This window comes from Cupriavidus sp. WKF15 (genome assembly GCF_029278605.1).
Lineage (GTDB): Bacteria > Pseudomonadota > Gammaproteobacteria > Burkholderiales > Burkholderiaceae > Cupriavidus.
The window spans coordinates 1,774,434-1,797,638 of the sequence record NZ_CP119573.1; the positions used below are offsets into that span (position 1 = coordinate 1,774,434).

19 protein-coding genes are annotated in these 23,205 nt (G+C 67.8%); 9 read left to right on the plus strand and 10 right to left on the minus strand.

Going from position 1 to position 23,205, the window contains the following annotated elements; all coding sequences use genetic code 11:
* Positions 1-23 precede the first annotated feature (23 nt).
* The 3 genes from CupriaWKF_RS25430 to CupriaWKF_RS25440 are packed head-to-tail and all read left to right on the plus strand — an operon-like array spanning position 24 to position 6,913.
* Positions 24-3,341: a carboxyl transferase domain-containing protein gene (locus tag CupriaWKF_RS25430; RefSeq protein ID WP_276101210.1), complete on the plus strand. Its 3,318-nt coding sequence runs from the start codon at positions 24-26 to the stop codon at positions 3,339-3,341.
* 41 nt (positions 3,342-3,382) lie between these two features.
* Complete coding sequence (locus CupriaWKF_RS25435; protein ID WP_276101211.1) at positions 3,383-5,845, plus strand: CoA transferase; 2,463 nt, start codon at positions 3,383-3,385, stop codon at positions 5,843-5,845.
* Between the two features lie 45 nt (positions 5,846-5,890).
* Positions 5,891-6,913 carry a tripartite tricarboxylate transporter substrate binding protein gene (locus CupriaWKF_RS25440; protein ID WP_276101212.1) on the plus strand — a complete coding sequence of 341 codons (1,023 nt, stop codon included), beginning with the start codon at positions 5,891-5,893 and terminating at the stop codon, positions 6,911-6,913.
* A gap of 47 nt (positions 6,914-6,960) precedes the next feature.
* Here CupriaWKF_RS25440 and CupriaWKF_RS25445 read toward each other — a convergent pair whose 3' ends face one another.
* The 5 genes from CupriaWKF_RS25445 to CupriaWKF_RS25465 form a co-directional block, all read right to left on the minus strand.
* Positions 6,961-7,623 carry a DUF2894 domain-containing protein gene (locus tag CupriaWKF_RS25445; protein ID WP_276101213.1) on the minus strand — a complete coding sequence of 221 codons (663 nt, stop codon included), beginning with the start codon at positions 7,621-7,623 and terminating at the stop codon, positions 6,961-6,963.
* Positions 7,616-8,266 (minus strand): OmpA family protein, encoded by a 651-nt coding sequence (locus CupriaWKF_RS25450; protein WP_276101214.1) that lies wholly within the window; start codon positions 8,264-8,266, stop codon positions 7,616-7,618. The genes CupriaWKF_RS25445 and CupriaWKF_RS25450 overlap by 8 nt, the downstream gene beginning before the upstream one ends.
* Positions 8,263-11,400, minus strand: a complete 3,138-nt coding sequence (locus CupriaWKF_RS25455; protein WP_276101215.1) for a DUF802 domain-containing protein — start codon at positions 11,398-11,400, stop codon at positions 8,263-8,265. The genes CupriaWKF_RS25450 and CupriaWKF_RS25455 overlap by 4 nt, the downstream gene beginning before the upstream one ends.
* A 10-nt stretch (positions 11,401-11,410) precedes the next feature.
* Positions 11,411-12,127, minus strand: a complete 717-nt coding sequence (locus CupriaWKF_RS25460; RefSeq protein WP_276101216.1) for a DUF3348 domain-containing protein — start codon at positions 12,125-12,127, stop codon at positions 11,411-11,413.
* A gap of 179 nt (positions 12,128-12,306) precedes the next feature.
* Positions 12,307-14,097 (minus strand): cytochrome c biogenesis protein DipZ, encoded by a 1,791-nt coding sequence (locus tag CupriaWKF_RS25465; RefSeq protein WP_276101217.1) that lies wholly within the window; start codon positions 14,095-14,097, stop codon positions 12,307-12,309.
* Between the two features lie 206 nt (positions 14,098-14,303).
* Between CupriaWKF_RS25465 and CupriaWKF_RS25470 the strand changes: the two genes are divergently transcribed.
* The 5 genes from CupriaWKF_RS25470 (at position 14,304) to CupriaWKF_RS25490 (ending at position 18,978) form a co-directional block, all read left to right on the plus strand.
* Positions 14,304-15,047 carry a response regulator gene (locus CupriaWKF_RS25470; RefSeq protein ID WP_276101218.1) on the plus strand — a complete coding sequence of 248 codons (744 nt, stop codon included), beginning with the start codon at positions 14,304-14,306 and terminating at the stop codon, positions 15,045-15,047.
* Positions 15,048-15,082: 35 nt separating this feature from the next.
* Positions 15,083-16,351: a HAMP domain-containing sensor histidine kinase gene (locus tag CupriaWKF_RS25475; protein WP_276103205.1), complete on the plus strand. Its 1,269-nt coding sequence runs from the start codon at positions 15,083-15,085 to the stop codon at positions 16,349-16,351.
* Between the two features lie 707 nt (positions 16,352-17,058).
* Positions 17,059-17,655 (plus strand): thioredoxin family protein, encoded by a 597-nt coding sequence (locus CupriaWKF_RS25480; RefSeq protein WP_276101219.1) that lies wholly within the window; start codon positions 17,059-17,061, stop codon positions 17,653-17,655.
* A gap of 51 nt (positions 17,656-17,706) precedes the next feature.
* Entirely contained in the window at positions 17,707-17,841 is a 135-nt protein-coding gene (locus CupriaWKF_RS25485; RefSeq protein WP_276101220.1) for a hypothetical protein, read from the plus strand.
* Between the two features lie 120 nt (positions 17,842-17,961).
* On the plus strand, positions 17,962-18,978 hold the full coding sequence (locus tag CupriaWKF_RS25490) for a zinc-binding alcohol dehydrogenase family protein (protein ID WP_276101221.1): 1,017 nt from the start codon (positions 17,962-17,964) through the stop codon (positions 18,976-18,978).
* A 92-nt stretch (positions 18,979-19,070) separates the two neighbouring features.
* Here the strand turns inward: CupriaWKF_RS25490 and CupriaWKF_RS25495 are convergent, their stop codons facing one another.
* From CupriaWKF_RS25495 to CupriaWKF_RS25515, 5 genes are all read right to left on the minus strand, one after another.
* Positions 19,071-19,364 (minus strand): GYD domain-containing protein, encoded by a 294-nt coding sequence (locus CupriaWKF_RS25495; RefSeq protein ID WP_276101222.1) that lies wholly within the window; start codon positions 19,362-19,364, stop codon positions 19,071-19,073.
* 289 nt (positions 19,365-19,653) lie between these two features.
* Positions 19,654-20,166: a MarR family transcriptional regulator gene (locus CupriaWKF_RS25500; RefSeq protein ID WP_276101223.1), complete on the minus strand. Its 513-nt coding sequence runs from the start codon at positions 20,164-20,166 to the stop codon at positions 19,654-19,656.
* A 291-nt stretch (positions 20,167-20,457) separates the two neighbouring features.
* Positions 20,458-20,781 (minus strand): DUF2917 domain-containing protein, encoded by a 324-nt coding sequence (locus CupriaWKF_RS25505; protein WP_276101224.1) that lies wholly within the window; start codon positions 20,779-20,781, stop codon positions 20,458-20,460.
* Between the two features lie 16 nt (positions 20,782-20,797).
* Positions 20,798-21,766 carry an alpha/beta fold hydrolase gene (locus CupriaWKF_RS25510; protein ID WP_276101225.1) on the minus strand — a complete coding sequence of 323 codons (969 nt, stop codon included), beginning with the start codon at positions 21,764-21,766 and terminating at the stop codon, positions 20,798-20,800.
* A gap of 137 nt (positions 21,767-21,903) precedes the next feature.
* Positions 21,904-22,512: a TetR/AcrR family transcriptional regulator gene (locus CupriaWKF_RS25515; RefSeq protein WP_276101226.1), complete on the minus strand. Its 609-nt coding sequence runs from the start codon at positions 22,510-22,512 to the stop codon at positions 21,904-21,906.
* A gap of 297 nt (positions 22,513-22,809) precedes the next feature.
* Between CupriaWKF_RS25515 and CupriaWKF_RS25520 the strand changes: the two genes are divergently transcribed.
* Positions 22,810-23,187, plus strand: coding sequence for a helix-turn-helix transcriptional regulator (locus tag CupriaWKF_RS25520; protein ID WP_276101227.1), 378 nt, complete (start codon positions 22,810-22,812; stop codon positions 23,185-23,187).
* Positions 23,188-23,205: the final 18 nt, after the last annotated feature.

A 23,205-nucleotide genomic window follows, 5' to 3' on the forward strand; every position in this document is an offset into this window, starting at 1 on the left:
GCAATCTGAACGAGGAGACTGAATTGAAGAAGCTGCTGATCGCCAACCGGGGAGAGATCGCGCTGCGCGTCCTGCGTGCCGCACGCGACCTGGAGATCGCCACCGTGGCGGTGTATTCGCAGGACGACGCGAGCGCGCGGCACCGCCTGCTGGCCGACGAAGCGATTGCCCTCGACGGTTCCGGGCCGGCCGCGTACATCGATATTGCGGCGATCATCGCCGCGGCGAAGGCCTCCGGTTGCGATGCGATCCACCCGGGCTACGGCTTCCTGAGCGAGCGCGCGGATTTCGCGCACGCATGTCTCGATGCCGGCATCACGTTTGTCGGACCGGCGATCGAGCAGCTTGCCCTGTTCGGCGACAAGGGCAGGGCGCTCGAACTGGCGATGGACAGCGACGTGCCGGTCATGCCGGCAACAGGCGGCGGTGCGTCGCTCGAAGAGATCACTCGCTTCTTCGATGCGCAGGGCGATGCCGGCGTCGTCATCAAGGCCGTCGGCGGTGGCGGTGGCCGCGGCATGCGCGTGGTGCGCCGGCGCGGGGACCTGGCCGAAGCCTATGCGCGCTGCCGGTCCGAAGCGGCGTCCGCGTTCGGTGTCGACGCGCTCTATGCCGAGCGGCTCGTCGGGCGCGCGCGCCATATCGAAGTGCAGATTGCCGGCGACGGTGTCCATGTCATCGCACTTGGCGAGCGTGACTGCACGGTGCAGCGGCGCTTCCAGAAGCTCGTGGAGATCGCGCCAAGCCCGGTGCTGCGGCCGCAGTTGCGCGAGCAGATCATCAAGGCCGCGCTGCGGCTCGCGCGCCGCGTGAACTACCAGAGCCTGGGGACGTTCGAGTTCCTGGTCGAGGAAACGGCATCGGGCGAGCAGAAGGACTTTGTCTTTATCGAGGCCAATCCGCGCCTGCAGGTCGAGCACACCATCACCGAGCAGGTCACCGGCGTGGATCTCGTCGCGCTGCAGATCGGCCTGGCGGCGGGGCGCACGCTCGGCGAGCTTGGCCTTGACGCCGCCGCGCCGCCGCAACCGAAGGGATTCGCGATTCAGGTTCGCGTCAACGCGGAGATCACCGATGCGCAAGGTCTTGCGCGGCCGGCGTATGGCCGCCTGGAGCGCTTCGACCCGCCGTCCGGGCCCGATGTGCGCGTCGACTCGCACGGTTATACCGGCTACGAGCCGTCGCCGAACTTCGACACCCTGCTGGCCAAGCTGATCGTGACCAGCGCCACGCCGAAATTCGACGCCGCCGTGCGGCGCCTGCAACGCAGCCTGGCGGAGTTCCGGATCGTCGGCGTGCCGACCAATATCGATCTGCTACGTGCGCTGGTGCAGCGTGACGATTTCCTCCGGCAGGACGTCCATACGCGGCACTTCGAAGCGATCCTGCCCGAGCTGGCGGCGTCGGCCGGCGCGATTGCGGAAGCCGGCCGAGCGCAGGAGGCGATGCTCGGCGGTGCGGCGCGGCCCTCGGCGGCGCACGCGCCGCGCTCATCCGAGCCCGAGGAGGAGGTGGAAGAAGGACTGGTAGCGATCCGCGCACCTCTGACAGGCCGCGTGGTGGAGATCTCCGTCGGACTCGATGACGTCGTCAGGCCGGGGCAGACGGTAGCGGTACTTGATGCGATGAAGATGGAACACGCGATTTCCGCTGAATGCGGCGGGCGCGTGGTCGACCTGCGGCTGGAGAAGGGCGCGCTGGCGTCCGAAAGCCAGATCCTGATCGTGCTGGAGCAGGCCGAGGCCGATGGCGTATCGGTCGCGGCGGCCCAGAAGGTCGACCCGCACGCCATTCGCGCGGACCTGCAGCGCGTGCTGGACCGGCATGCCATCCTGGAAGACGCCGCACGTCCCGACGCCGTCGCCCGGCGCCGCTCGCGCGGCCAGCGCACGGCGCGCGAGAACGTTGCCGACCTGTGCGATGCCGATACCTTCGTGGAATACGGCGCGCTGGCGCTAGCCGCGCAGTCGACCCGCCGCACGAAAGAAGACCTGATCGCGAATACGCCCGCGGACGGCCTGATCACCGGCATTGGCGACATCAATGGCACCCTGGTCGGCAAGGACCGCGCACGCAGCGCGGTGATGGCCTACGACGCGACGGTGCTAGCGGGTACGCAGGGCAAGCGCAACCATATCAAGACCGACCGCATCGTCGAGGTGGCGCTGCGCGATGAACTGCCGCTGGTGCTGTTTGCCGAAGGCGGCGGCGGCCGGCCCGGCGACGTGGATTTCCCGTCGGTGTCCGGGCTCTACCAGCCATCGTTTGCCGCGTTTGCGGAGCTGAGCGGCGAGGTGCCGGTGGTCGGCATCGTGTCGGGCCGCTGCTTCGCCGGCAATGCGGCGTTCCTGGGCTGCTGCGATGTGATCATTGCCGACAAGTCCGCGAACATCGGCATGGCCGGGCCGGCGATGATCGAAGGCGGCGGTCTCGGTATATTCCGCCCTGAAGAGGTAGGACCCGCGCCCGTGCAATTTGCCAATGGCGTGATCGACGTGCTGGTCGAGAACGAGGCCGAAGCCGTGCAGGTCGCGAAGCACTACCTGTCGATGTTCCAGGGACGCGTCGAGCACTGGAGCGCGCCGGATGCGCTGGCCCTGCGCCATGTCGTGCCAGAGAACCGCCTGCGCGTATACGACACGCGCAAGGCCATCGAGGGCATTGCCGATGCCGGCAGCGTGCTGATGCTGCGCGGCGGCTTCGGCGCCGGCATCCACACGGCGCTGGCGCGCGTGGAAGGCCGGCCCGTGGGCATCATGGCCAACAACCCCTATCACCTCGGTGGCGCCATCGACGCGGATGCCGCGGACAAGGCCTCGCGCTTCATGCAGCTGTGCGACGCGCACGGCCTGCCGATCGTCTCGCTGATCGATACCCCGGGGTTCATGGTCGGGCCCGAGTGCGAAGCGCGCGCGCAGGTGCGCCATGTGTCGCGCATGTTCCTGACCGCGGCCAAGCTGCGCGTGGCGCTGCTGGCGGTGACCTTGCGCAAGGGCTATGGCCTGGGCGCGATGGCCATGGCGGGCGGAGGCTTCCGCTCGGCGAACTTCACCGTATCGTGGCCGACCGGCGAATTCGGGCCGATGGGGCTGGAAGGCGCGGTCCGGCTCGGCTTCAAGAAGGAACTCGAAGCGGTGCCGGACGGCCCCGAACGCAAGGCGCTGTTCGAGCAACTGGTCGCGCAGTCCTATGAGCGCGGCCATGCCATCAACACGGCCGCGGCGGTGGAGATCGATGCCGTGGTCGACCCGGCCCAGACGCGCAAATGGATCGCCCAGGGCATTGCGTCGGCCGGGGTGCGCAGCCGCCGCGAGCGCCGCGCGTTCGTCGATGCGTGGTAAGCGCCCGCGCAGGGAATCCGTCCATCACAGCAGGAGCATCCATGATCACGAAGGATCCTGACCCGGCGCAGCTCGCGCTCGGTGGGCTGCGCGTACTCGAAATCGGCACCGGTCCGGCGCTGGCGTACGCGGGCAAGCTGTTTTCCGACTTCGGCGCTGAAGTCATCAAGGTCGAAGATCCGGCGGGCGATGCATGGCGGCAGATGCCGCCCTTGGTCAGCGCGCCTGGCGCTGCGCAGCCGGAAAGCGCGCTGTTCGCATGGCTGAACACCAACAAGCGCAGCGTCACTGCCGATGCGGAGAATGTCTACGACCGCGCATGGCTCGCACAGCTCGCGCGCACTTGCGACGTAGTACTCGACGCCCGCGCGCTGAACGGGGGGCCGGGCAAGGCCGCCAGGCCGGTCTGGTCCGGCGCGGCCGGCGCGCACGAACCGATCGAGGTGGTGCTGACCTGGTTCGGGGAGAGTGGTCCCTACAGCGAGTATGCCGGCGCGGAAGCGGTGTGCCGGGGGCTTGCGGGCGCGGTTCACGGCAGTGGCCCGGCGGATGGCGCCCCCCATATGCCGCATGACGTGCAGACGGCGATCGTCGTCGGGCTCAGCGCATTCTCGGCCGCGGTCGCGGGCCTGACCGGCAGCCGGCAGGGCAGCCGCCGCTATGTGCTGAGCGAGCACGAGTGCGTCTTCAGCGTGGTCGAGATGGAAGCCGGCATGGTGCCCGACAAGCGCCACCCGCTGCGGCGCCTTGGCGTCAACCGCTTCTGCGGCACGCATCCGGCCGGCATCTTCGAGACCGCGCAGGGCTGGATCGGCATCTTCACGCACACGCTGCCGCAGTGGAAGGCCCTGTGCGACGCGATCGGGCGTCCCGAGCTGGGCAGCGATCCGCGCTTCGCGAACGGGCAGGAACGCATGGCGCGCGCGGACGAGATCGACGCGCTGCTGATCCCCGCATTCCGGACGCGCAAGGCGAAAGAGTGGTTCGAGATACTTGGAGACAAGAAGCATCCGACGGTCATCGTGCCGACCATGGCGGAGCTGCTGCGCCAGGACGTGCATCGCCAGCGCGATGCGTTCGTGCCCGTTGAGGCCGGCGGCGTTGCGTTCGAAGGCCCGGTCGTGCCGCTGCGCCTCGACGCGGCGGGCCCGATGCTCGGTGGTCCGGCGCCGGAGAAGGGCGCCCATGATGCCTTCTATCGGGCCGCCGGGCTCGATCACCAGCCCCACCGGCAACTCGCGAGAACATCGTCCCCGGAGCTTCCGCTGCAGGGCATCCGCGTCGTCGACCTGACGATGGGGTGGGCGGGGCCGCTCGCGTCCCGGACGCTGGCCGATTTTGGCGCGGAAATCATCAAGGTCGAAAGCACCGGCTATCCCGACTGGTGGCGCGGCGCCAACTTCACCGAGGAGTTTTACCGGGATCGGCTGTACGAGAAGAACTCCAACTTCCACCTGATGAACCGCAACAAGTTCGGCATCACGCTGGACCTGACGCGGCCGGAAGGCAAGCAGTTGCTGCTCGATGTGGTGGCACGCGCCGATGCGGTGATCGAGAACTACTCGGCCGAGGTCCTGCCGAAGCTCGGCCTGGACTACGAGGCACTGCGCGCCGTCAACGAGCGCCTGGTCATGGTGTCGATGCCGGCCTTCGGGCTGGGCAACGCGTGGAGCAATACGCGCGCCTATGGCGGCACGCTGGAGCAGGCCAGCGGACTGCCGCTCCATACCGGGCATCCGGACGGGCCGCCGGCCATGACGTCATACGCCTATGGCGATCCGGTCGGCGGACTGAATGCCGGTGCGGCGATGCTGTTGGCCCTGTACGTGCAGCAGGCGACCGGCAAGGGCCGGCATCTCAACCTGTCGCAGGTCGAGGCCATGCTGCCGATGGCCGCGCCGTTCATCATCGAGCAATCGGTTTGCGGCACGGTCGCGCCGCGCCGGGGCAACCGCCATCCCGTGAACGTCCCGCACGGCTGTTTCCGCTGCGCAGGGGACGATGCCTGGATCGTGCTGACCGCCACGGACGCGGAGTGGCGCGGCCTGTGCCGCGCAATCGGCAGGGAAGATCTTGGTGCGGAACCGCAGCTTGCCCACGCTACGGGGCGCCGCGCGCAGCAGGAGAGGATCGAAGCAGCGATCGCGTCGTGGAGCGCCGGCCTCGATGCGGAAGATGCCATGCGCCTGCTGCAGCGGGCCGGAGTTGCCGCCGGCGTGGTGCGTCCGATGTCGCAGGTGCTGCAGGATGCCCACCTGCGCGCACGTGGCTTCTGGCGTGAACTGGACCGTGACCACAGCGGCCCCTACACCGCCAGCACACCGTGGTTCCGCACCAGCCGCGACGCTATGCCGATCCGCAGCGCGTCGCCGACGCTCGGCGAGCACACCGAAGACGTGCTGGCACGCGTGCTCGGACTCAGCGCGGCGCGGATCGCGGAACTCGAACGGATGGGCATCACCGGCAAGACGGCACAGCCCAAGTCCTCGGGCAAGGCCGCATAGGTCTACAAGGCTTTCACGAACTATCAGCAGGAACAGGAGACAAGCATGCAGGAACGCAACATTGCTTCGCGCCGACAACGGACCGCGGGCCGGTTCGGACTCGCCGCCGCCGCGCTGGTCGCGCTGGCTTGCGCCATCTCGGGTCCGGCCGCCGCGCAGAGCGCAAACTGGCCGAACAAGCCGATCCGGATGATCGTGCCGTTCCCGGCGGGGTCGTTCACTGACACGGTGGCACGCGTCTTGTCCGAGCACCTGAGCAAGTCGCTCGGACAGTCCGTGATCGTGGACAACAAGGCCGGTGCGAACGGACTGATCGGCGTGGCCGAGGCCGCCAGGGCGGCGCCGGATGGCTACACGCTGCTGGTCACCAATTCGAGCAGCATCACCATCAACCATCAGGTCTACAAGAAGAGCAATTACAAGCCGAAGGACTTTACGCCGGTCACGCTCGTGCTCGAGGCGCCATTCATACTCGTGACGAACCCGGAGTGGTCGCAGAAAAATGGCGTCGGCACGGTGCCGGACCTCGTGAAGTTCGCGACGCAGAATCCCGGCAAGATCAGCTACGGCTCGGCGGGCCCCGGCAATATCGCGCACCTGAGCTTCGCCATGCTGAACAACCGGACCAGGATCAAGACGACGCATATTCCGTACAAGTCCGCCGCGCAGGCGGAGATGGCCGTGATGAGCGGCGAACTGGAAACCGCCTTCGACACCTGGAGCGCGCTGCCGCAGATCAGGGTCGGCAAGCTCAAGGCGCTCGCCGTCAGCTCGCCGAAGCGCATGGCGCAGTTGCCGGATGTGCCAACGCTCGAGGAACTCGGCATCGCGCCGTTCAACGTGTCGTTCTGGATCGGCATGCTCGCGCCGGCCGGCACGCCGCCACAGATCGTCCAGAAGCTGGATTCGATCACGCGTGGGGTGCTCGATGACAGCAAGGCGAAGGCGGCGCTCGGGCAGCAGGGCGACGTGGTGATGATCGATTCCGCCACGTTCGCGAAGCGCATCGAGAAGGAGGATGCGAGCTGGGGGACGGTGATCCAGCGCGAGGGGATTACGCTGGATTGAGGCGCGCAGTGTTTGGCCCGGCCCGGCACCGGCGACGACCGGTGCCGCTACTTGCGCGTCCTCGTGCGAACGACTTTCTTCACCACGCCGGCGCGCGGCGCTTCCTTGACGGGCGCCGTGCCGCTGCCATTCATCTGTTCCAGCCACGTCAGCGCGTCCACGTAGGACAGGAACTGCTCGAAGTACGCCGGCGACATCTCGCGCATCAGCGTCAGCGAGCGATGCACGAGATGGCTGGAATTGAGCGGCCCCGCATGCTCGGGCACCCGCTCGAGCGACTGCTGCAGCTGCTGGCTGGCGCTGACGCGCGTCCAGGTATCCCGAAAATAGTCGATCAGCTTCGGCTCGACGCATGGCGTGCTGCGCGGCGTGCCGCGTGGCACCGGTGCACCGGGGGCAGGAGCGGCATCAGGCGGCGGCGCCTGCCTCGCGATGTAGTCGACCACCTCGGCCAGTGCGCCGCGCGCGGACTGGCGTGGCCGCGGCGCCGTGCCGGCGGCGTCCTGGGGGGCGGCGGCGCGCGCCACGGCATCGCCGTAGGCGCTGAGCAGCGCCGACAGCCTGTCGTCGAGCAGGCGGCGCGCATCGCCCCCGTGGCCCGCTGCGCGCCGGGCCATCGCTTCGATCAGGCGAAACCGGACCGGGTCGATGCGGTCGGCGCCGCTCTCGCGCCAGGCGGCCAGCGTGTCGTGCACGGCGTCGCTAGCCACGGGGTTTCACCGTCCCCGTGGACACGCGCGGCACCGGGGCGATCTCCACGCGCCGGTTGCGGGCCCGCCCGGCTTCGTCGGTGTTCGATGTGACCGGCTGCTCGGCACCGAACGCGGCCGAGAATACGGACGCGGCCGGGATGCCCGCATCGATCAGTGCACGGGTCACCGTCAGCGCGCGCTGGGCGGATAGTTCCCAGTTGTCGGCGAAGCGGCGGTTGCCTTCGCGCACCTGCTGGTCGTCGGTAAAGCCGCTCACCATGAGGATCTCGTCGCGCGCGCGCAGGTAGGCCGACAGCGGACCGGCCAGGCTTTTCAGCACCTCGCGCCCCTGGGGCTGGAGCTGGTCCGAGTTAAGCGCGAACAGCACGCTGCCATTGATGCCGATGCGGCCGTTCACGAGCGTCACGCGGCCGGCGGCCAGCGGCGCCGCCAGCGCCTTTTCCAGGCTCTCGCGGCGCTGCATTTCCTCCTGGCGCTGCCTGGCTTCCTTCTCCAGCCTGGACGTGAGTTCCATCTGGGCGCCGATGACGCCTAGCAGGATCAGCACGAAAGCCCCCAGCACCACGGACATCAGGTCGCCGAAGACGGCCCAGGCCGGCACCGACGGCTCGACGCCTGCGTCGATGTCGTCGTCTCTCATGCGGCCTCTGAGTTGGATGCCTGCTGTCCGGCAAGCTGCTGCAGGTCGTCGAGCACCTGCTTCTGCGAGCGCATGCTGAGGTCGACGACCTCGCGCGCCTGCGCCACGTAGTAGGCAAGCTGCTCGTCGCTGCGCGTCATCGACTTGTCGAGCGCGGTCTCGATGCGTTCCAGGTGGGCCATGAGCTTGTCGTTGGACTCGCTGAACATCTGCACGGCAACGCCAAGCGCCTCGCCCAGGCTGGCCACTTCGACGGCGCTGCCCGTGACCTGCGCGGCCACGCTCGCTAGCTTGCCGGTCTCGGATTCGACCTGTTCATGGAAGCGCGTGCCGACGCGGTCAAGCAGGTCGGCCGTGGTGGCGACGAGGCTGTCGACGGCCACGCGCTGCTCGGTGGAGGCATGGTTGACCGCATCAAGCAGCGTGCCCAGCGTTTCCAGCAGGCGGCCGCGCTCTTCGAGCATCGCGTTGTCGCGCGCCATGCTGTCGGTGAGCTTCTGGCGCAGTTCGGCGATGACCTCGGCGGCGGCCTTGGGCGCTTCGGTGGTGGCCTGCACCAGGCGGGAGACTTCGGCGATAGTGTGGCTGGCTTGTGCTTGTGTCTGGGCCGAGATGTCGCGCGTGGTCTGGGCCAGCGTGGCGCAGATTTCCTGCTGACGGCTGGTCGTATGCGCGGTGGCCTGCTCCCATTCCTGTCGCAGCGACGCGGCCATGGCGCCGAGCGTCCCGGCCCAGGCCGTCATGCGCTGTTCCTCGCGCGCGGCCATTTCGGCCTGCAGCGCCACGGCGGCCTTGGGCGCCTGTTCGGCCGCCTGTACGAGGCGATCGATTTCCGCGATGGTGGTGCTGGCGTGTGCGCGCGCTTCGGTCGAGATATCGCGTGCGGTCTGCTCCAGTGCGTCGGTGATGGCCTGCTGGCGGCTGGCCGATTGTGCGCTTTCCTGTTCGATTTGCGTGCGCAGCGTCGCGGCCATGCCCGCCAGTGCCTCCGTCCATGCGGCCAGGCGCTGCTGATCGCGGGCGGCCAGTTCTTCCTGCAGCGCGACGGCGGCCTTCGGGGCCAGCTCGGCAGCCTGCACCAGGCGGTCGATTTCCGCGATGGTGCTGCTGGCGTGCGTACGCGCTTCAGCGGACATTTCGCGCGCGGTCTGTGCCAGCGCTTCGGTGATCTGCTGCTGATGGCCGGCGGCGTTGGCGCTGGCCTGTTCCATCTGCGTGCTCAGCGTTGCGGCCATGCCGGCCAGTGCCGCGGTCCAAGCGGCCAGGCGCTGCTGGTCGCGCGCGGCCAGTTCTTCCTGCAGTGCGACGGCAGCCTTTGGAGCCAGTTCGGCGGCCTGCACGAGGCGGTCGATCTCGGCGATGGTACTGGTGGCGTGGGTGCGCGCTTCAGCGGACATCTCGCGCGCGGTCTGTGCCAGCGTTTCAGTGATCTGCTGCTGATGGCCGGCCGCGTTGGCGCTGGCCTGCTCCATCTGCGCGCGCAGCGTCGCGGCCATGCCGGCCAGTGCCTCGGTCCATGCGGCCAGGCGCTGCTGATCGCGCGCGGCCAGTTCTTCCTGCAGCGCGACGGCAGCCTTCGGGGCCTGCTCGGCCGCCTGCACGAGGCGTTCGATCTCGCCGACGGTGCTGCTGGCATGTGCGCGCACTTCGGCCGACATTTCGCACGTGGTCTGCGCCAGGGCTTCGGCGATTTCCTGGTGGCGGTTCGCCGTGTGCGCGCTCGCCTGTTCCAATTCGCTGCGCAGGGTGGTGGTGATGGCGCCGAGCGTTTCCGCCCAGGCCTGCAACCGCTGCGAGTCCTGCGCGGACAGTTCCTGCTTCAGCCCGGCATGCGTGCTGGCCACGGCCTGCACCATCGACGCCGCGTGTTGCTCGAACGCCGCCGCCGCGCTTGCCATGGCCTGCTGGTTGTCGCCGGCCATCTTCTCGCTGATGCGCGCTTGCTGCGCCAGCGCGTCGTTCCAGGTCCCGGCGGCGCTGGCCGTCGTGGCGTCCAGCCGGGCGGCCACGCTTTCCAGCAGGCCGGCCGAGCGTTGATCGAAGGTCCGGGCAAAGCCGTCGAGCGTGGCGCGCAGGTCGCTGGCCTGGGCTTCGCTCGTGCGCTGATGCCCGGCCAGCGCCTGCTGCCACAGGTCCGCGACGGTGGCCGTGGTGCCCTCGAAACGGGCCGACAGGCCGTCGAGCTGCTGCTTCACGGCGTCGGTGACCGTTGTGTGCAGGGCCGCCGTTTCGCGGGCGATGCCTGCCATGGTGAACTCGACGGCCGGCTGGATGGCTGCGCTGGCGGTGCGCGCGCTGTCGGCGATGCTCTGCGTCAGCGACTGCTGCACGGAATCGGCGAGCCGCCCATACGCCGCGTCGGTGCGCTCATGGAACGCCGCCTGGCTGGCGGCCAGCCGGTCCGACATGGCCTGGTGCTGCTGCTCCATGGTGGTCATCATGGCCTGCAGCCGGTCGACCAGCGCGGGCATGACGTCCGCCTGCCGCTGCAGCAGCCGGAACGCCTCTTCGCGCTGGTGCGTGCGCGAGTACGGGCGCAGCGTGGTGGCGATGCGGGCGTCGAGCGCCTGCGCGGCCTCGATGCGCTCGCGCCGGCACAGCGTGGCAAGCAGGCCCAGCATCGCCGAGGTGGCAACGCCGGCGACCGACGTGCCGAACGCGAAGCCCAGGCCCTTGACCGGGGCGGCCAGCGAGGCGCGGATGGCATCGAGGTCCGCCGCGCCTTCCAGCGCGATGCCGGTGCCGCGCAGCGTTGCCACCATGCCCAGGAACGTGCCGAACATGCCCAGCAGGACCAGCAGGCCGACCAGGTATGGCGTCAGGGCCGGACCGGGCAGGGCGGCGCGCTCGCCTTCGATGCGCAGGCGCACGGCATTGCGCAGGCTCGGAGGCAACGGCTCGATCCACGCGCCAAGGCTGGCGGGGGCGCCGGACAGCCCCGCAATGGCCTGCGCCAGCGTGGCCGTGGCCTGGTGGTAGCGCTTGAGCTCGAACGCACCGGCCAGGTAGAAGCCGCCGATCAGCAGCGTGACCGCCAGGGCCAGCGCATTGGTGCCCGCGTAGCCGGCGCCGATCCAGCCCACGACGGCCAGGCCTGCCAGGAAAACGACGATTTGGATGAGGGTTCTGGTCATAGTGGTTGGGTTAGCTGTCACGCAACGCGGCGAGCAGTGCCTCGACGGGCTGGAATCGGATGTCGAGTTCGGCGCGCAGCACGTTCTGCATATCGTTCTGGAATACCGTGAGCCATGCGCCGGACGTCACTTGCGCCGGCACGCCCGCCAGCGCGGCTTCCTCGGCCTGGCGCAGGCGCGTGAAGTGCGCTTCGAGCATCCCCGGGATGGTGGCCAGCAGTGCCTGTTCGCGCGCGACGAGCACGCGTTCCATCACGGCATCCACCATCGCCAGCCGCGCCATGCCGGAGGCCCGCGCCGCGAGCGCCGTCCGCAGGCGGCCGCGCAGGCTGGCGATCTCCGTTTCCATGGTCTGCTGCAAGGTGACGTACCGCTGGCGAAACGCCGCATAGTCCACGACGGCGTCCATGGGATCCGGGACGGATGGACGCGGCCGCCCGCGCTGCCGGCCGCCGGCCGCCTTGTCATCGGCGATGGCCGCCGCCAGTGCGGTCCGCACGCGGGCGCAGTCGGCGTCCTCGGCGCCGGCCGCGCGCGACCCCGCCGAGGCCGGCGGATTGCCGTTCAGCGCCGCGGACAGGGCGATCGCGTCCGTCCAGCCGAGCCATTGGCTGAGCTGGGCCGAGAGCGACTGGCCGGATTCGGGGGCGTCGTTGCCTGTCAGGCGAACCAGCAGGCGGATCAGCGTCGGGCCGCTGAACCCTGCGCGCCGTGGTGCTTGGAGCATATCGCCAGAGCGAAAAATCCAGCAGTTTACACGGACGCGCGGGCGATTTCGCCGCATTTGTGGCCAAACCGGGCAGGCCGGCCTCAAAGCGGCACTTTGCTGGCAAGGATCGGGCAGGCTTTGCCCTCGCGCGGCGCCCGAAATCCGGCGCCGTTCAGCTGGGCGCAGGGGACCGGCGGCTAGCCGAAGGTGAAGGCATAAGCCTGTGCGCCGGGGTCCAGGAAGCGGATCTCGAACGTATGCTCGCCCACCTCGCCGGCCTGCCGCGCCAGCTGGTAGAGCCGCGTTTGCGTGACGGCGCCGTTGCCGCCCGCGTCGGTGTCCGCGCCGTGGCTCGCGCCGGGCGGCTTGCCGTCGATCGTCACGACGAAGCGGACCGCCTGGCCGTTGGCCGCCGGCCCCAGCACCAGGTGCAGGTCGCGCGCGTGGAAGCGGTAGCGGATGGCGCCGCCGGCGCGGTCGAGCGTGGCGTGCTCGGCGCCGATGGTCCATTGGCCGGACAGGCCCCACTCGTTCAGGAGCAGCTTGCCGACGGTGTATTGCCGCGACGCGTCGGGCCGCATATCGCCCGGCGAGGCGAAATTCACCGCCTGGCTGTAGCCGATATAGGTTTCTTCGGAGCGGACATTGCGCAGGTCCGGCGCCGCTTGTGCGCCGCCGGCATCGGGCGCGACGACATCGCCGGCAATGGCGCGGTTGCCGGTCTCCGCCAGCAGGGTCTGGATGACCCGTTCCGAGTACGCGTAGTCGCCCTCGCCGAACTGGTGGTGGCGGATATTGCCGCGTGCATCGACAAAATAGGCGGCCGGCCAGTAGCTGTTATGGAACGCGCGCCAGATCCGGTAGTCGCTGTCCACGGCCACGGGAAAGCCGATGCGGAAATCCGCGACCGCGCGGCGCACGTTGTCCGGCGACTTCTCGAACGCGAATTCGGGCGTGTGCACGCCGACCACCGTCAGGCCCTGGTCCTTGTACTTGTCCGCCCACGCGCGCAGGTAGGGCAGGGTACGGATGCAGTTGATGCAGGAATAGGTCCAGAAGTAGACCAGCGTGACCTTCCCCTGCAAGGATTCGCGCGACAGCGGCGGGGAGTTGATCCACTGGGCGGCGCCGTCCAGTGGCGGCAACTGGCCTTCCACGCGCAGGGAGCCCGGGAAGCCCGCGCGCATGTCATTGGCGGCCAGCAGCAGCCCATTGCCGTGGCTTGCATCGGCGCTTTCATTGGCCGTCTGCGGGGCGGGGCGATCGTTGCGCAGCGCCTCGACCAGCGCCTGCTCAAGCCGCACCGGGCCGCTGGCGGACAGCCGGGCGAGCAGGCCGGTATCGGCGCCGAGCCCGATCGCCAGGACGCCGCCCAGCACGCCCGCACCCAGGCCACGGCGCAGCCACTGGCTCGCGCCCATGGACCGCTTCATGGCCGCGAAGACGCGGCCGCCGAGGCCCAGCGCCGCGGCGAGCGAGGTCGCCGCGCCGGCGGCATAGGCCGCGAGCGACAGCGATGTCGAGACACTGGCGCCGTTCAGCGCGGCGCCGGTCAGGACCAGGCCAAGGATCGGCCCGGCGCAAGGCGCCCACAGCAGGCCGGTGGCGATGCCGAGCAGCAGCGAACCCCACGGTGAACCGGGCGCTCCGCCGGACGCATCTGCGCCCGCCAGCCGGTTGCCCAGCGCCACGGCCGGGCGCGCGAGCGTGTCCGCGACGCGCGGCAGCAGCAGCGACAGCCCGAACACGGCCAGCAGCGCCAGGGCTCCGATCCGGCCATAGGCATTGGCGCGCACGGCCCACGCGCCGCCGGCCGATGCCAGCGTGGCCACCGCGGCGAACGTCAGCGCCATGCCGGCCAGCATCGGCAGCCGGCCGCGCAGGAACGGCTGCCCGGCCCGGCTGAGGACAAAGGGCAGGACCGGCAGGATGCAGGGGCTCAGGATGGTCAGTACTCCGCCCAGGTAGGCAAGGATCAGCAGGGTCATGATCGGTGTCCTTTCGCTCAGGATTGGCTTGCCCCGATCAGACACCGCCGGCATCGCCGCCATGTGTCGCCATCGGCCGGTTTTGTACCGGTTTGTGCGGCTGCGGCCGCCAGATACATGGCGATACACGCGTCGCGGCCGACCCCCATACAATGCTGGCAAAGCAGGCTGCCCGTTCACTTCCACTATTTGCCGAGGCAACAACGATGGACGCACACGTCGACCACATCCTGATCGTCGATGACGACCGTGAGATCCGCGAACTGGTCTCCGCCTATCTCACCAAGAACGGCCTGCGCACGACGGTCGCGCCGGACGGGCGGCATATGCGGGCGTTCCTGGATGCCAATACGGTGGACCTGATCGTGCTGGACGTGATGATGCCCGGCGACGACGGGCTGGTGCTGTGCCGCGAGCTGAGGGCGGGCAAGCACAAGGCTACGCCGATCCTGATGCTGACCGCCCGCGACGACGAGACCGACCGCATCATCGGACTCGAAATGGGCGCCGACGACTACCTGGCCAAGCCGTTCGCGGCGCGCGAGCTGCTTGCGCGCATCAAGGCCGTGCTGCGCCGCACGCGGATGCTGCCGCCCAACCTGCAGATCACCGAGGCCGCGCAGGTGCTCGCGTTCGGCGACTGGCAGCTCGATACCACGGCGCGGCACCTGATCGACCAGGACGGCACCATCGTCGCGCTGAGCGGCGCGGAGTACCGCTTGCTGCGCGTATTCGTGGACCATCCCCAGCGCGTGCTGAACCGCGACCAGCTGCTCAACCTGACGCAGGGCCGCGAGGCCGAGATGTTCGAGCGCTCGATTGACCTGCTGGTCAGCCGCTTGCGCCAGCGCCTCAATGACGATGCGCGAGAACCCAAACACATCAAGACCGTGCGCAACGAGGGCTATGTGTTTTCCATGCCCGTCGAGATCCGGGAGGCACGCCAGTGAACTTGACCGCGCGCCGCTGGACCTGGCCCCGCACGATGGGGGCGCGGCTGTTCCTGATCCTGCTCGCCGGGCTGTTGGTTGCCCACGGCCTGTCGTTCGGCGTGCTGTTCTCGGAGCGCTACATCTCCGCGCGCCAGGTGATGCTGGGCACGCTGGAAACCGACGTTTCCACCTCCATTGCCATCCTGGACCGGCTGCCGGCCGGCGAGCGGCCGCAATGGCTGCCACGCCTGAATCGCGGCAATTATCAATACATCCTGGGGACCGGCCTGCCTGGCGTGCCGGAGATGTCCCAGCGCGGCCAGGACATTGCCGACCGCATCATGGAGGCGAGTGGAGGCCGCTTCGCGGTCCGGGTGGAGTCGATTCCAGGCGACGGCAAGCAATTGCAGGCGCACCTGACGCTCAGCGACGGCAGCCCGCTGACCATCGACGTGCATCCGCGCATGACGCCGATCGCGCAATGGCTGCCTTATGTGCTGCTGATCCAGCTGCTGCTGCTGGTGCTGTGCTGCTGGTATGCGGTGCGGCTGTCGATCCGTCCGCTGGTGCAGCTGGCGGATGCCGCCGATGCGCTCGACCCGAACGCGAAGACGCCGCCACTCGACGAGAATGGCCCCACCGAGCTGGCGCGCGCGGCGCGCGCGTTCAATGCCATGCGCGAGCGCATCGCGAGATTCGTGGAGGAACGCGTGCAGATTCTGGCGGCAATCTCCCACGACCTCCAGACGCCGATCACGCGCATGAAGCTGCGCGCCGAGATGGCCGAGGAATCCGAGGAGAAGCGCAAGATGGTGAGCGACCTGGCGGAGATCGAGACGCTGGTGCGCGAAGGGCTAGCGTATGCGCGTTCGGCTCATGGCGGCGGCGAGAAGGCGTCGCGGATCGATCTCGGGTCATTTGTCGAGAGCCTGGCGTATGACTACCAGGACACCGGCAAGGCGGTCACGGTTCAGCAATGCGTCGGCTGCGCCATTGAAACCCGCCCGCAGGCGCTGCGCCGTATCCTGACCAACCTGATCGATAACGCGATCAAGTTCGGCGGGGCAGCGGAACTGAATGTGCGCCGCGAGCAGGATGCCGTGGTCATTGAAGTGTTGGACCGCGGTGCGGGTATTCCGGAAGACAAGCTGGATGCCGTGCTGCAACCGTTTGTCCGGCTGGAGAATTCACGCAGCCGCGAGACTGGTGGTACGGGGCTGGGCCTGGCCATTGCTCAGCAGCTTGCGGTGGCAATTGGTGGCACGCTGCGGTTGCGTAATCGTGAAGGGGGTGGGTTGGCGGCGGAAGTGAGGTTGGGTTGAATGGGGGCGACGGCATAGCCGGCGGGGGGCTTTGTGGTGGTGACTGGCTCGTTGTGCTTGGCCGGCGTCGCTGTTTCGCCGGCGTAGCCGGCGAGTCACTTTTTGTCCGAGCGACAAAAAGAGCGTCGCCTGGCGGCTGGCCATCAACGATGCGCTCCTTGTTTTCAAGCGGCTTTGGTCTCGCGATGCTTGGTTGCCCGGTCGGCCACCGGCATCAGGTCGCAGGCGCGGTGCTTCTCCCCATCGCCGTTTCAGTTTTCGGTTTTCTCACTGACCCGCGCGCAGCGCAGCCGTAGGCGTCCCACCGGTGGCGCGGTTAGGAGGGGCCACCAAGTAATCCGGGTTCGCTCATCTGACGTCTCTATCCTGATCATCTACGCGGCAGGCAGTCTGGCTATGCCCTGTACCGTCTTCACCACCCGGGGCCGTTCGTCGACCACGAAAACGCGTTTTTGGTTACTTTTGTCGCGAGACAAAAGTGACTCGCCGGCTACGCCGGCGAAACAGCCACGCCTGCCACGAGCCAAAGCCCATTCCCGGCGATGAACCCTTTGTATGTCTCTGTATCACCCCCGCGCGCCGATACGTAAGCACGCGCACCGGGCCCCAATGCAATAAGGCCGCGATACACGAGTCGACTTAAATGCAGCTGTGGCAGCGCGATGGACGCGCCTGCCACATCCATTGCCCAACGACTAGCCCCTATCATGCGCACCTTCATTCGCGCCGCCGTGGCGGCAGCTATCCTTATCGCCATCTATGCCTTCAGCGCCGGGTTCAGTGCCTCTGCCGGCCCGGCAGTCGCCGACCAGGGCAAGGCACCTGAGTTCACCGGCATCGACCACTGGCTCAATTCGCCCCCGCTTTCGATGCGCGAACTGCGCGGCAAGGTCGTGCTGGTCGACTTCTGGACCTACTCGTGCATCAACTGCATCCATACGCTGCCCCACGTGAAGCAGTGGCACGAGAAGTACAAGGACCAGGGACTGGTCGTGGTCGGCGTGCACACGCCGGAGTTCGCGTTCGAGAAATCGACCGCCAATGTGCAGGAGGCCATCAAGCGCTTTGGCATCCGCTATCCGGTCGCGCAGGACAACGCGTATGCCACGTGGTCGGCATTCCACAACCAGTATTGGCCGGCCACCTACCTGATCGATGCGCAAGGCCGCATCGTCTACCACCACTACGGCGAAGGGAACTATGCCGAAACCGAGGCGGCCATCCAGAAGCTGCTGGCGCAGCGCGTGACGCCCGAGGATGCAAAGTCGAAATCGGTCGTTGGGCCGGGCGCCGATCGTTCATAGACTTTAGGCAGGGCCGGCGGATTGGCCGTCCGGCCGTTGCAAGGAGTCTCCATGGCGGATCTGCTCGACTGGATGACCGCGATCGGCGCGGCCGTGGTCGTGTATGCGGCCCTGCGCTATCCGATCTACCCACCTGGCTTCTACGACGACGAGCCTGTCCGGTCGAAGGCGCGGCAATCCCATTAGCGTTTTGCGCGGGATTTTCCTGATATCCGGGAAAGTGATTGCCGGATCATGCTGCTAATCAAGCAGGTCAATGGCGGCTAAGCTACAGTCCATTCTCCCTTCGCTCTCCGGACTGTGACCATGAAAGCCATCGGCCTGACCCGCTACCTGCCCATCTCCGATCCTGCCTCGCTGGTCGACATCGAGATCGAAATCCCCGCCGCGGCGGGCCATGACCTGCTGGTTAAGGTCGAGGCTATTGCCGTCAATCCGGTCGACACCAAGGTGCGCGCGCCCAAGCCGCAGGTGGAAGCGAATCCGCGCGTACTGGGCTGGGACGCGGCCGGGACGGTCGTCGCCGTGGGGCCGGATGTCACATTGTTCAAGGTGGGCGACCCGGTCTACTACGCGGGCAGCATCACGCGCCCCGGCGCCAACGCGGAATTCCATCTCGTGGACGAGCGCATTGCCGGCCACAAGCCGGCTTCGCTGGATTTCGCGCAGGCCGCAGCCTTGCCGCTGACGGCCATCACGGCGTGGGAAGCGCTGTTCGACCGGCTCGGCGTGTCGCCCAAGGGAGATGACGCGGGCAAGTCCGTGCTGATCATCGGCGGCGCGGGTGGCGTGGGCTCCATCGGCATCCAGCTGGCCAAGACACTGGCGGGCCTGACGGTGATCGCCACGGCGGCGCGGCCAGCCTCGCAGGCATGGTGCCGGCGACTGGGCGCCGACCATACCGTGGATCATCGCGGCGACATGGCGGCGCAACTGAAGGCGCTGGGGTTTGCGCAGGTGGACTACATCCTGTGCTTCAACGATACCGACGGCCACTTCCCGGCCATGGCGGACCTGATCGCGCCGCAAGGCAAGATCTGCACGATCGTAGAGAACGCGGCGCCGCTGCCGGTCGAACGGCTCAAGAGCAAGAGCGCGGCGCTGATCTGGGAGTTCATGTTCACGCGCGCCATGTTCGGCACGCCCGACATGATCGCGCAGCACCGGCTGCTCAATGAGGTGGCGCGGCTGGTGGATGCCGGGCGGCTCCAGACCACGGTCGGCGAGAACCTCGGTACGATCAACGCGGCCAACCTGCGCCGCGCCCACGCCATGCTTGAAGGCGGGCAGACCATCGGCAAGCTTGTGCTGGAAGGATTCTGAGTCCGGCCGGCACGCAAGCTTCCGCCAGCAGAAAGCGCCTGCCGCACGCAAGTGCCGGCAGGCGCTTTCCGTTTGATGCCTGCATCCGCGTATCAGCGAACCTTGCCGAGAATGCCCTGCATCTCGTCGGCATTGAATGCGCGCAGCGTTTGCGTGCGCACATTGCCCTGCGCGCCGATCGTCATGCCGAAGGCGGTCATCGCCGCCTCATCCGATGCTTCCGCTACCAGCACTACGTCATAGGCGCCGAGCGTCCAGTAGATGTCCTTCACCTGCACGCCGAACTGCGTTCCCATTTCGCGCACCGCGGCGGCGCGCTTGGTGGTGTCCTTCACGGTACGGATGCCCTGGTCGGTGAAGGTTGCCAGTACGAGATATCGGATCATGTTGATTCTCCGGCAAGATGGATCGGCACTGTCCGCGCGGCTGGCGCGGACGGTGGTTCAGGGCTTCGGGGCATTGCGCGCGCGGCCCGGCTATCGGAGCCGGAACCGTGGTCGCGGGAGGCGGGGTGGCGAAGCACTCGCGCTTCCGGAACAAGGCGCCCTTGCATCTGAGCAAACCTGCGTTCACGCAAGTTGCGCGCCATTCGCCGCGCAAGGCGGCTTTCCGGCATTCCGGAGTGGCGCAGGGCACGGCCGGTGGCTCGCGCCGTTGCAAAGGCGATACGGCGGGTCAGTCGCTTTCAGTATCCGCCGCGCCGGTATCCAGGGCCTGCATATTGTCCAGCAGCTTGAGCAGGTAATGCAGCGTGTGCGTCAGGTCGTTCGTGGAGAAGCCGTCCAGCGCGCGCTCGTAGTAGTCGCGGATCTTCGGCTGAGCCTGGTGCAGCCACACCTGCCGTCCCGTTTCGCTCATCCGCACCAGTCTTGAGCGGCGGTCCCGTCCGTCCGGCGCCAGACTCACGTGGCCATCCCGTTCCATGCGGCTGACCAGTCCCGACAGGTTCTGGCGGCTCACCATCAGGTAGCGCGCCAGGTCTCCCACGCTCATGCCATTGCCGGCCTCCGGCCGCGACAGGGCGCCCAGGACGGCCCATTGCTGGGTGGTCAGCCCTTCGGCTTCCACGGCGCGCGATCCGGTCTTGTGCAACATGTTTGCGCATTGATAGAGGCGAAAGAACAGCCGGTTGGCTAGTTCCATCCGTACGTCTGGGGAGATCTTGTCGCCAAATTCCGGGCTAACCATTTTCCTGATTCGGTAGTGACGCGTGATGCGATGGCGGCACGATAGCACCGGAGACCTCATGGGAGAAGGCTCAGCAAGGACTCAAGGGCGAGATGACCATCGTGACCGGGTGGCGGCGGTATCGGCGGCGCAACGTATTTGCGCTTTGCGCGTGCGGGCGCAACAGTGGTCGTGCTGGATCTCAGAACCTAGGCGGCAGGCGGCTGAAGGTAAATTAAGCAATTAACTGACAGTCGACCCAACCCTCCCAGAGAAGCGGGGCGACGCTTTGCGTCGTCCCGCTACCAGGCGTTAACCGCCAGTCCGCAAAGGATGGGCCAGCCCCAGCAGGCGCCTGAGCCGGCCGGGCCAGCCACTTGCGGCAGAGCCGCCCGAACGGCAGCGTGTCACGCGCAGGGTGGCCGGGGTGACAGCATAGAGTTCCACGCGGCTGGCTTCGGGCAGCGTAAAACTCTCGCTGACGGCCAGCGAGGTGTCTTTCGGATCGCCGTCGCGGATCAGCCAAAGCTCGCCTTCGGTGCAGCGCACCGCGACGCGTTCGCCCGGGTCCGCCACCACGCGCAGCGAGGCGCGAGCGGGCAGGGTGGCTGTCATGTCGTTGCTGACGAGGAACATATCGGTTCTCCCACTTTCACTGCAAAGCCAGGTCCGGCGGCGCCAGTCCCGGCAAAGGCTGTTCGGCCGCCGGCCGGATGAAGCCGGTGATGCGGGCGATGACGCTGGCGTCCTGCAGGATGCGCCGGTGACCCAGGCCTTCGGTCGTTACCAGTTGCGACTGCGGCCATGCGCCGGCGATGGCGGCGCCATCCTCCCAGCGCACCTCGCGGTCGTGCCGGTCATGGACGATCAGGGTTGGAGGTACGGGGCGCGTGCGGCCCACCTCCGGCACGTTGAAGGCGGACCAGGGCATGCCCAGCCATTGCTCGCTGTCGCGCTGCATGCGCGCAAGCACGCGCGGACCGATGCCCAGCTGCCAGGCCATGGTTGCGCAGGCGGCGTGCATGTCGGCCGGCGGGCCCACCATGACGGCAGCGCGCACGGGCAGGCCTTCGCGAATGGCGAGCGCTGCCGCGGCACTGCCCAGCGAGTGCGACACCACGGCGTGCACGGGACCAGCGTGCCAAGCCGCCGCCAGCAGCGAGCGCGACATCTCGAGCACGGAGGTCTGGGCGCTGCCTCGCACTCCGGCATCCGAGGCGCCATGCGACAGCGCATCGAATGCCACCACGCGCATGCCGGCTGCCAGCAGCCCGTCGATCAGCGCATGCCACTGCCCCGCATGACCGCCCCAGCCGTGGGCCAGCAGCACGACAGGGCCCTTGTTGCCCCAGCGGTAGACGCGCACGCGCCGGCTGGGGCCGTGGCCAACAACCAGCGCCCAGTCGGCGCGCGCGCGCTCGATCACGCGCAGCGCGGCGCCGTTCGGAATCGCATGCCGCGGGCCAAACCACAGCCTTTCCAGCGCCCGCGCGGTGCCCGCCGGGTTGAGCAGGCTGCCGACCTGCCAGCGCAGGCGCGTCAGGGCGCCCGTTGTCCCCTGGTCCGGAGCCGCTAGCTTCGCGGCGGGGCCTGGGGCGATGGATGAAAGTCCTTGCCTCACAACAAACACCTCCAACTGATTTGGCGCGCGATCCGTCTGGCTGAGGCAGTCGGGCTGTCTGCGCTTCTATTAGGAACGACCAGTCGTGCTTTTTTTGGTAAAAATCAGGCCGTCATCCTGAATCCCTCGCGGTTGCGTCAGCCTGCCGTGGACGTGCGCTGGCGAGCGCGCTCAAGCAGGCCGGCAAATGCCCGTCGCGCCATCGCTTCGGCGTCGGCGCGGCCGAGCAGCTTGAACGATTGCTGGAAGGACATGCCGATGCCCACCATCTCGAATGCGAACTGGCGCGCATCGACGTCCGCGGCAAACTGGCCTTCCTCGATGCCGTCTGTCACCACACGGGCGATGGTGCTGTGCCAGTCCTTCAGCGACTGCACCACCTGCTCGCGGATCGCGCCGGGTTTGTCGCGGTATTCCTGCCCAAGCGCCATGAAAAGGCAGCGTCCCTGGGTCACGGTACCGCCCAGCCATTCCAGGTAGCCTTCGAACAGCGCCTCCAGCCGTGGCACGCCACGCGGCTGCCGCATGGCGGGACGTGCAACAACCGCGGCGAAGCGTTCCGTGGCCAGTTCCAGCACGGCCTGCTGCAGCGCCTCCTTCGACTTGAAGTGGGCGTACAGCCCGCTCTTGGACATATTCGTGTCCGCCGCCAGGCTCGCCAGCGACAGTTGTTCGAATCCGACCCGGGCGGCTGTGTCGAGCGCCTGCTCGATGATGGCGTTGCGCGTGAGTTGGCCTTTTTGCATGGAATGCAGAATAGCACGACCGGTCGGTTTGTCAAAGAGCGACTCCTGCTGAAGCAGGAGTGAAATCATGCCGTGTGCCTTTCACGTCAACGCAATCGGTACATTGTCGTTAGTGTCAGGGCGGTGCGACGATGCAGTGCAGTATCCGGCCCATAGACAGCCGGCTTTGGTCCCGGAAAATCTCGTTGCAAGAAATCTGCACAAAGTGTTTCGACGGCTACATACGGAATGCTTTGCGTGCTCTATACTCGAATGCACGTCCGCGCACTTTTTTTTCACTGGTGACTGGAGACCGACATGAACAGTACAGCCGTGCCAAGAGGCGCTAGCGAACCGTTCCGGCAACTGCGGGCGTTGCGTCGAGCGCGCAAGCTGAAGCAGGAAGACGTTGCCCGAAAGGCGGGGATTTCGCGAGAAGCCTACCTGCGGGCAGAGTCTGGCCAGGCCGATCCCCGCATGTCGACCTTCCTGGCCGCATGCGAAGCCCTGGGGCTTGAGGTCGTCCTGGCGCCGCAGCATCTCGCTGCCGACGTAAACGCATTCATCGCCAGCCGCAATGGCGGCGTCACGGCAGCCTCGATGGCCGGCCAACCGGCCGCCGCCCCGAGTGCGCCGGCGACAGCGGCCAATCCTGGCACCGGCAGCTTCGGCTCCGGTACAGGCGAAGGCCACTAACCAGCCTCCTCACGATTC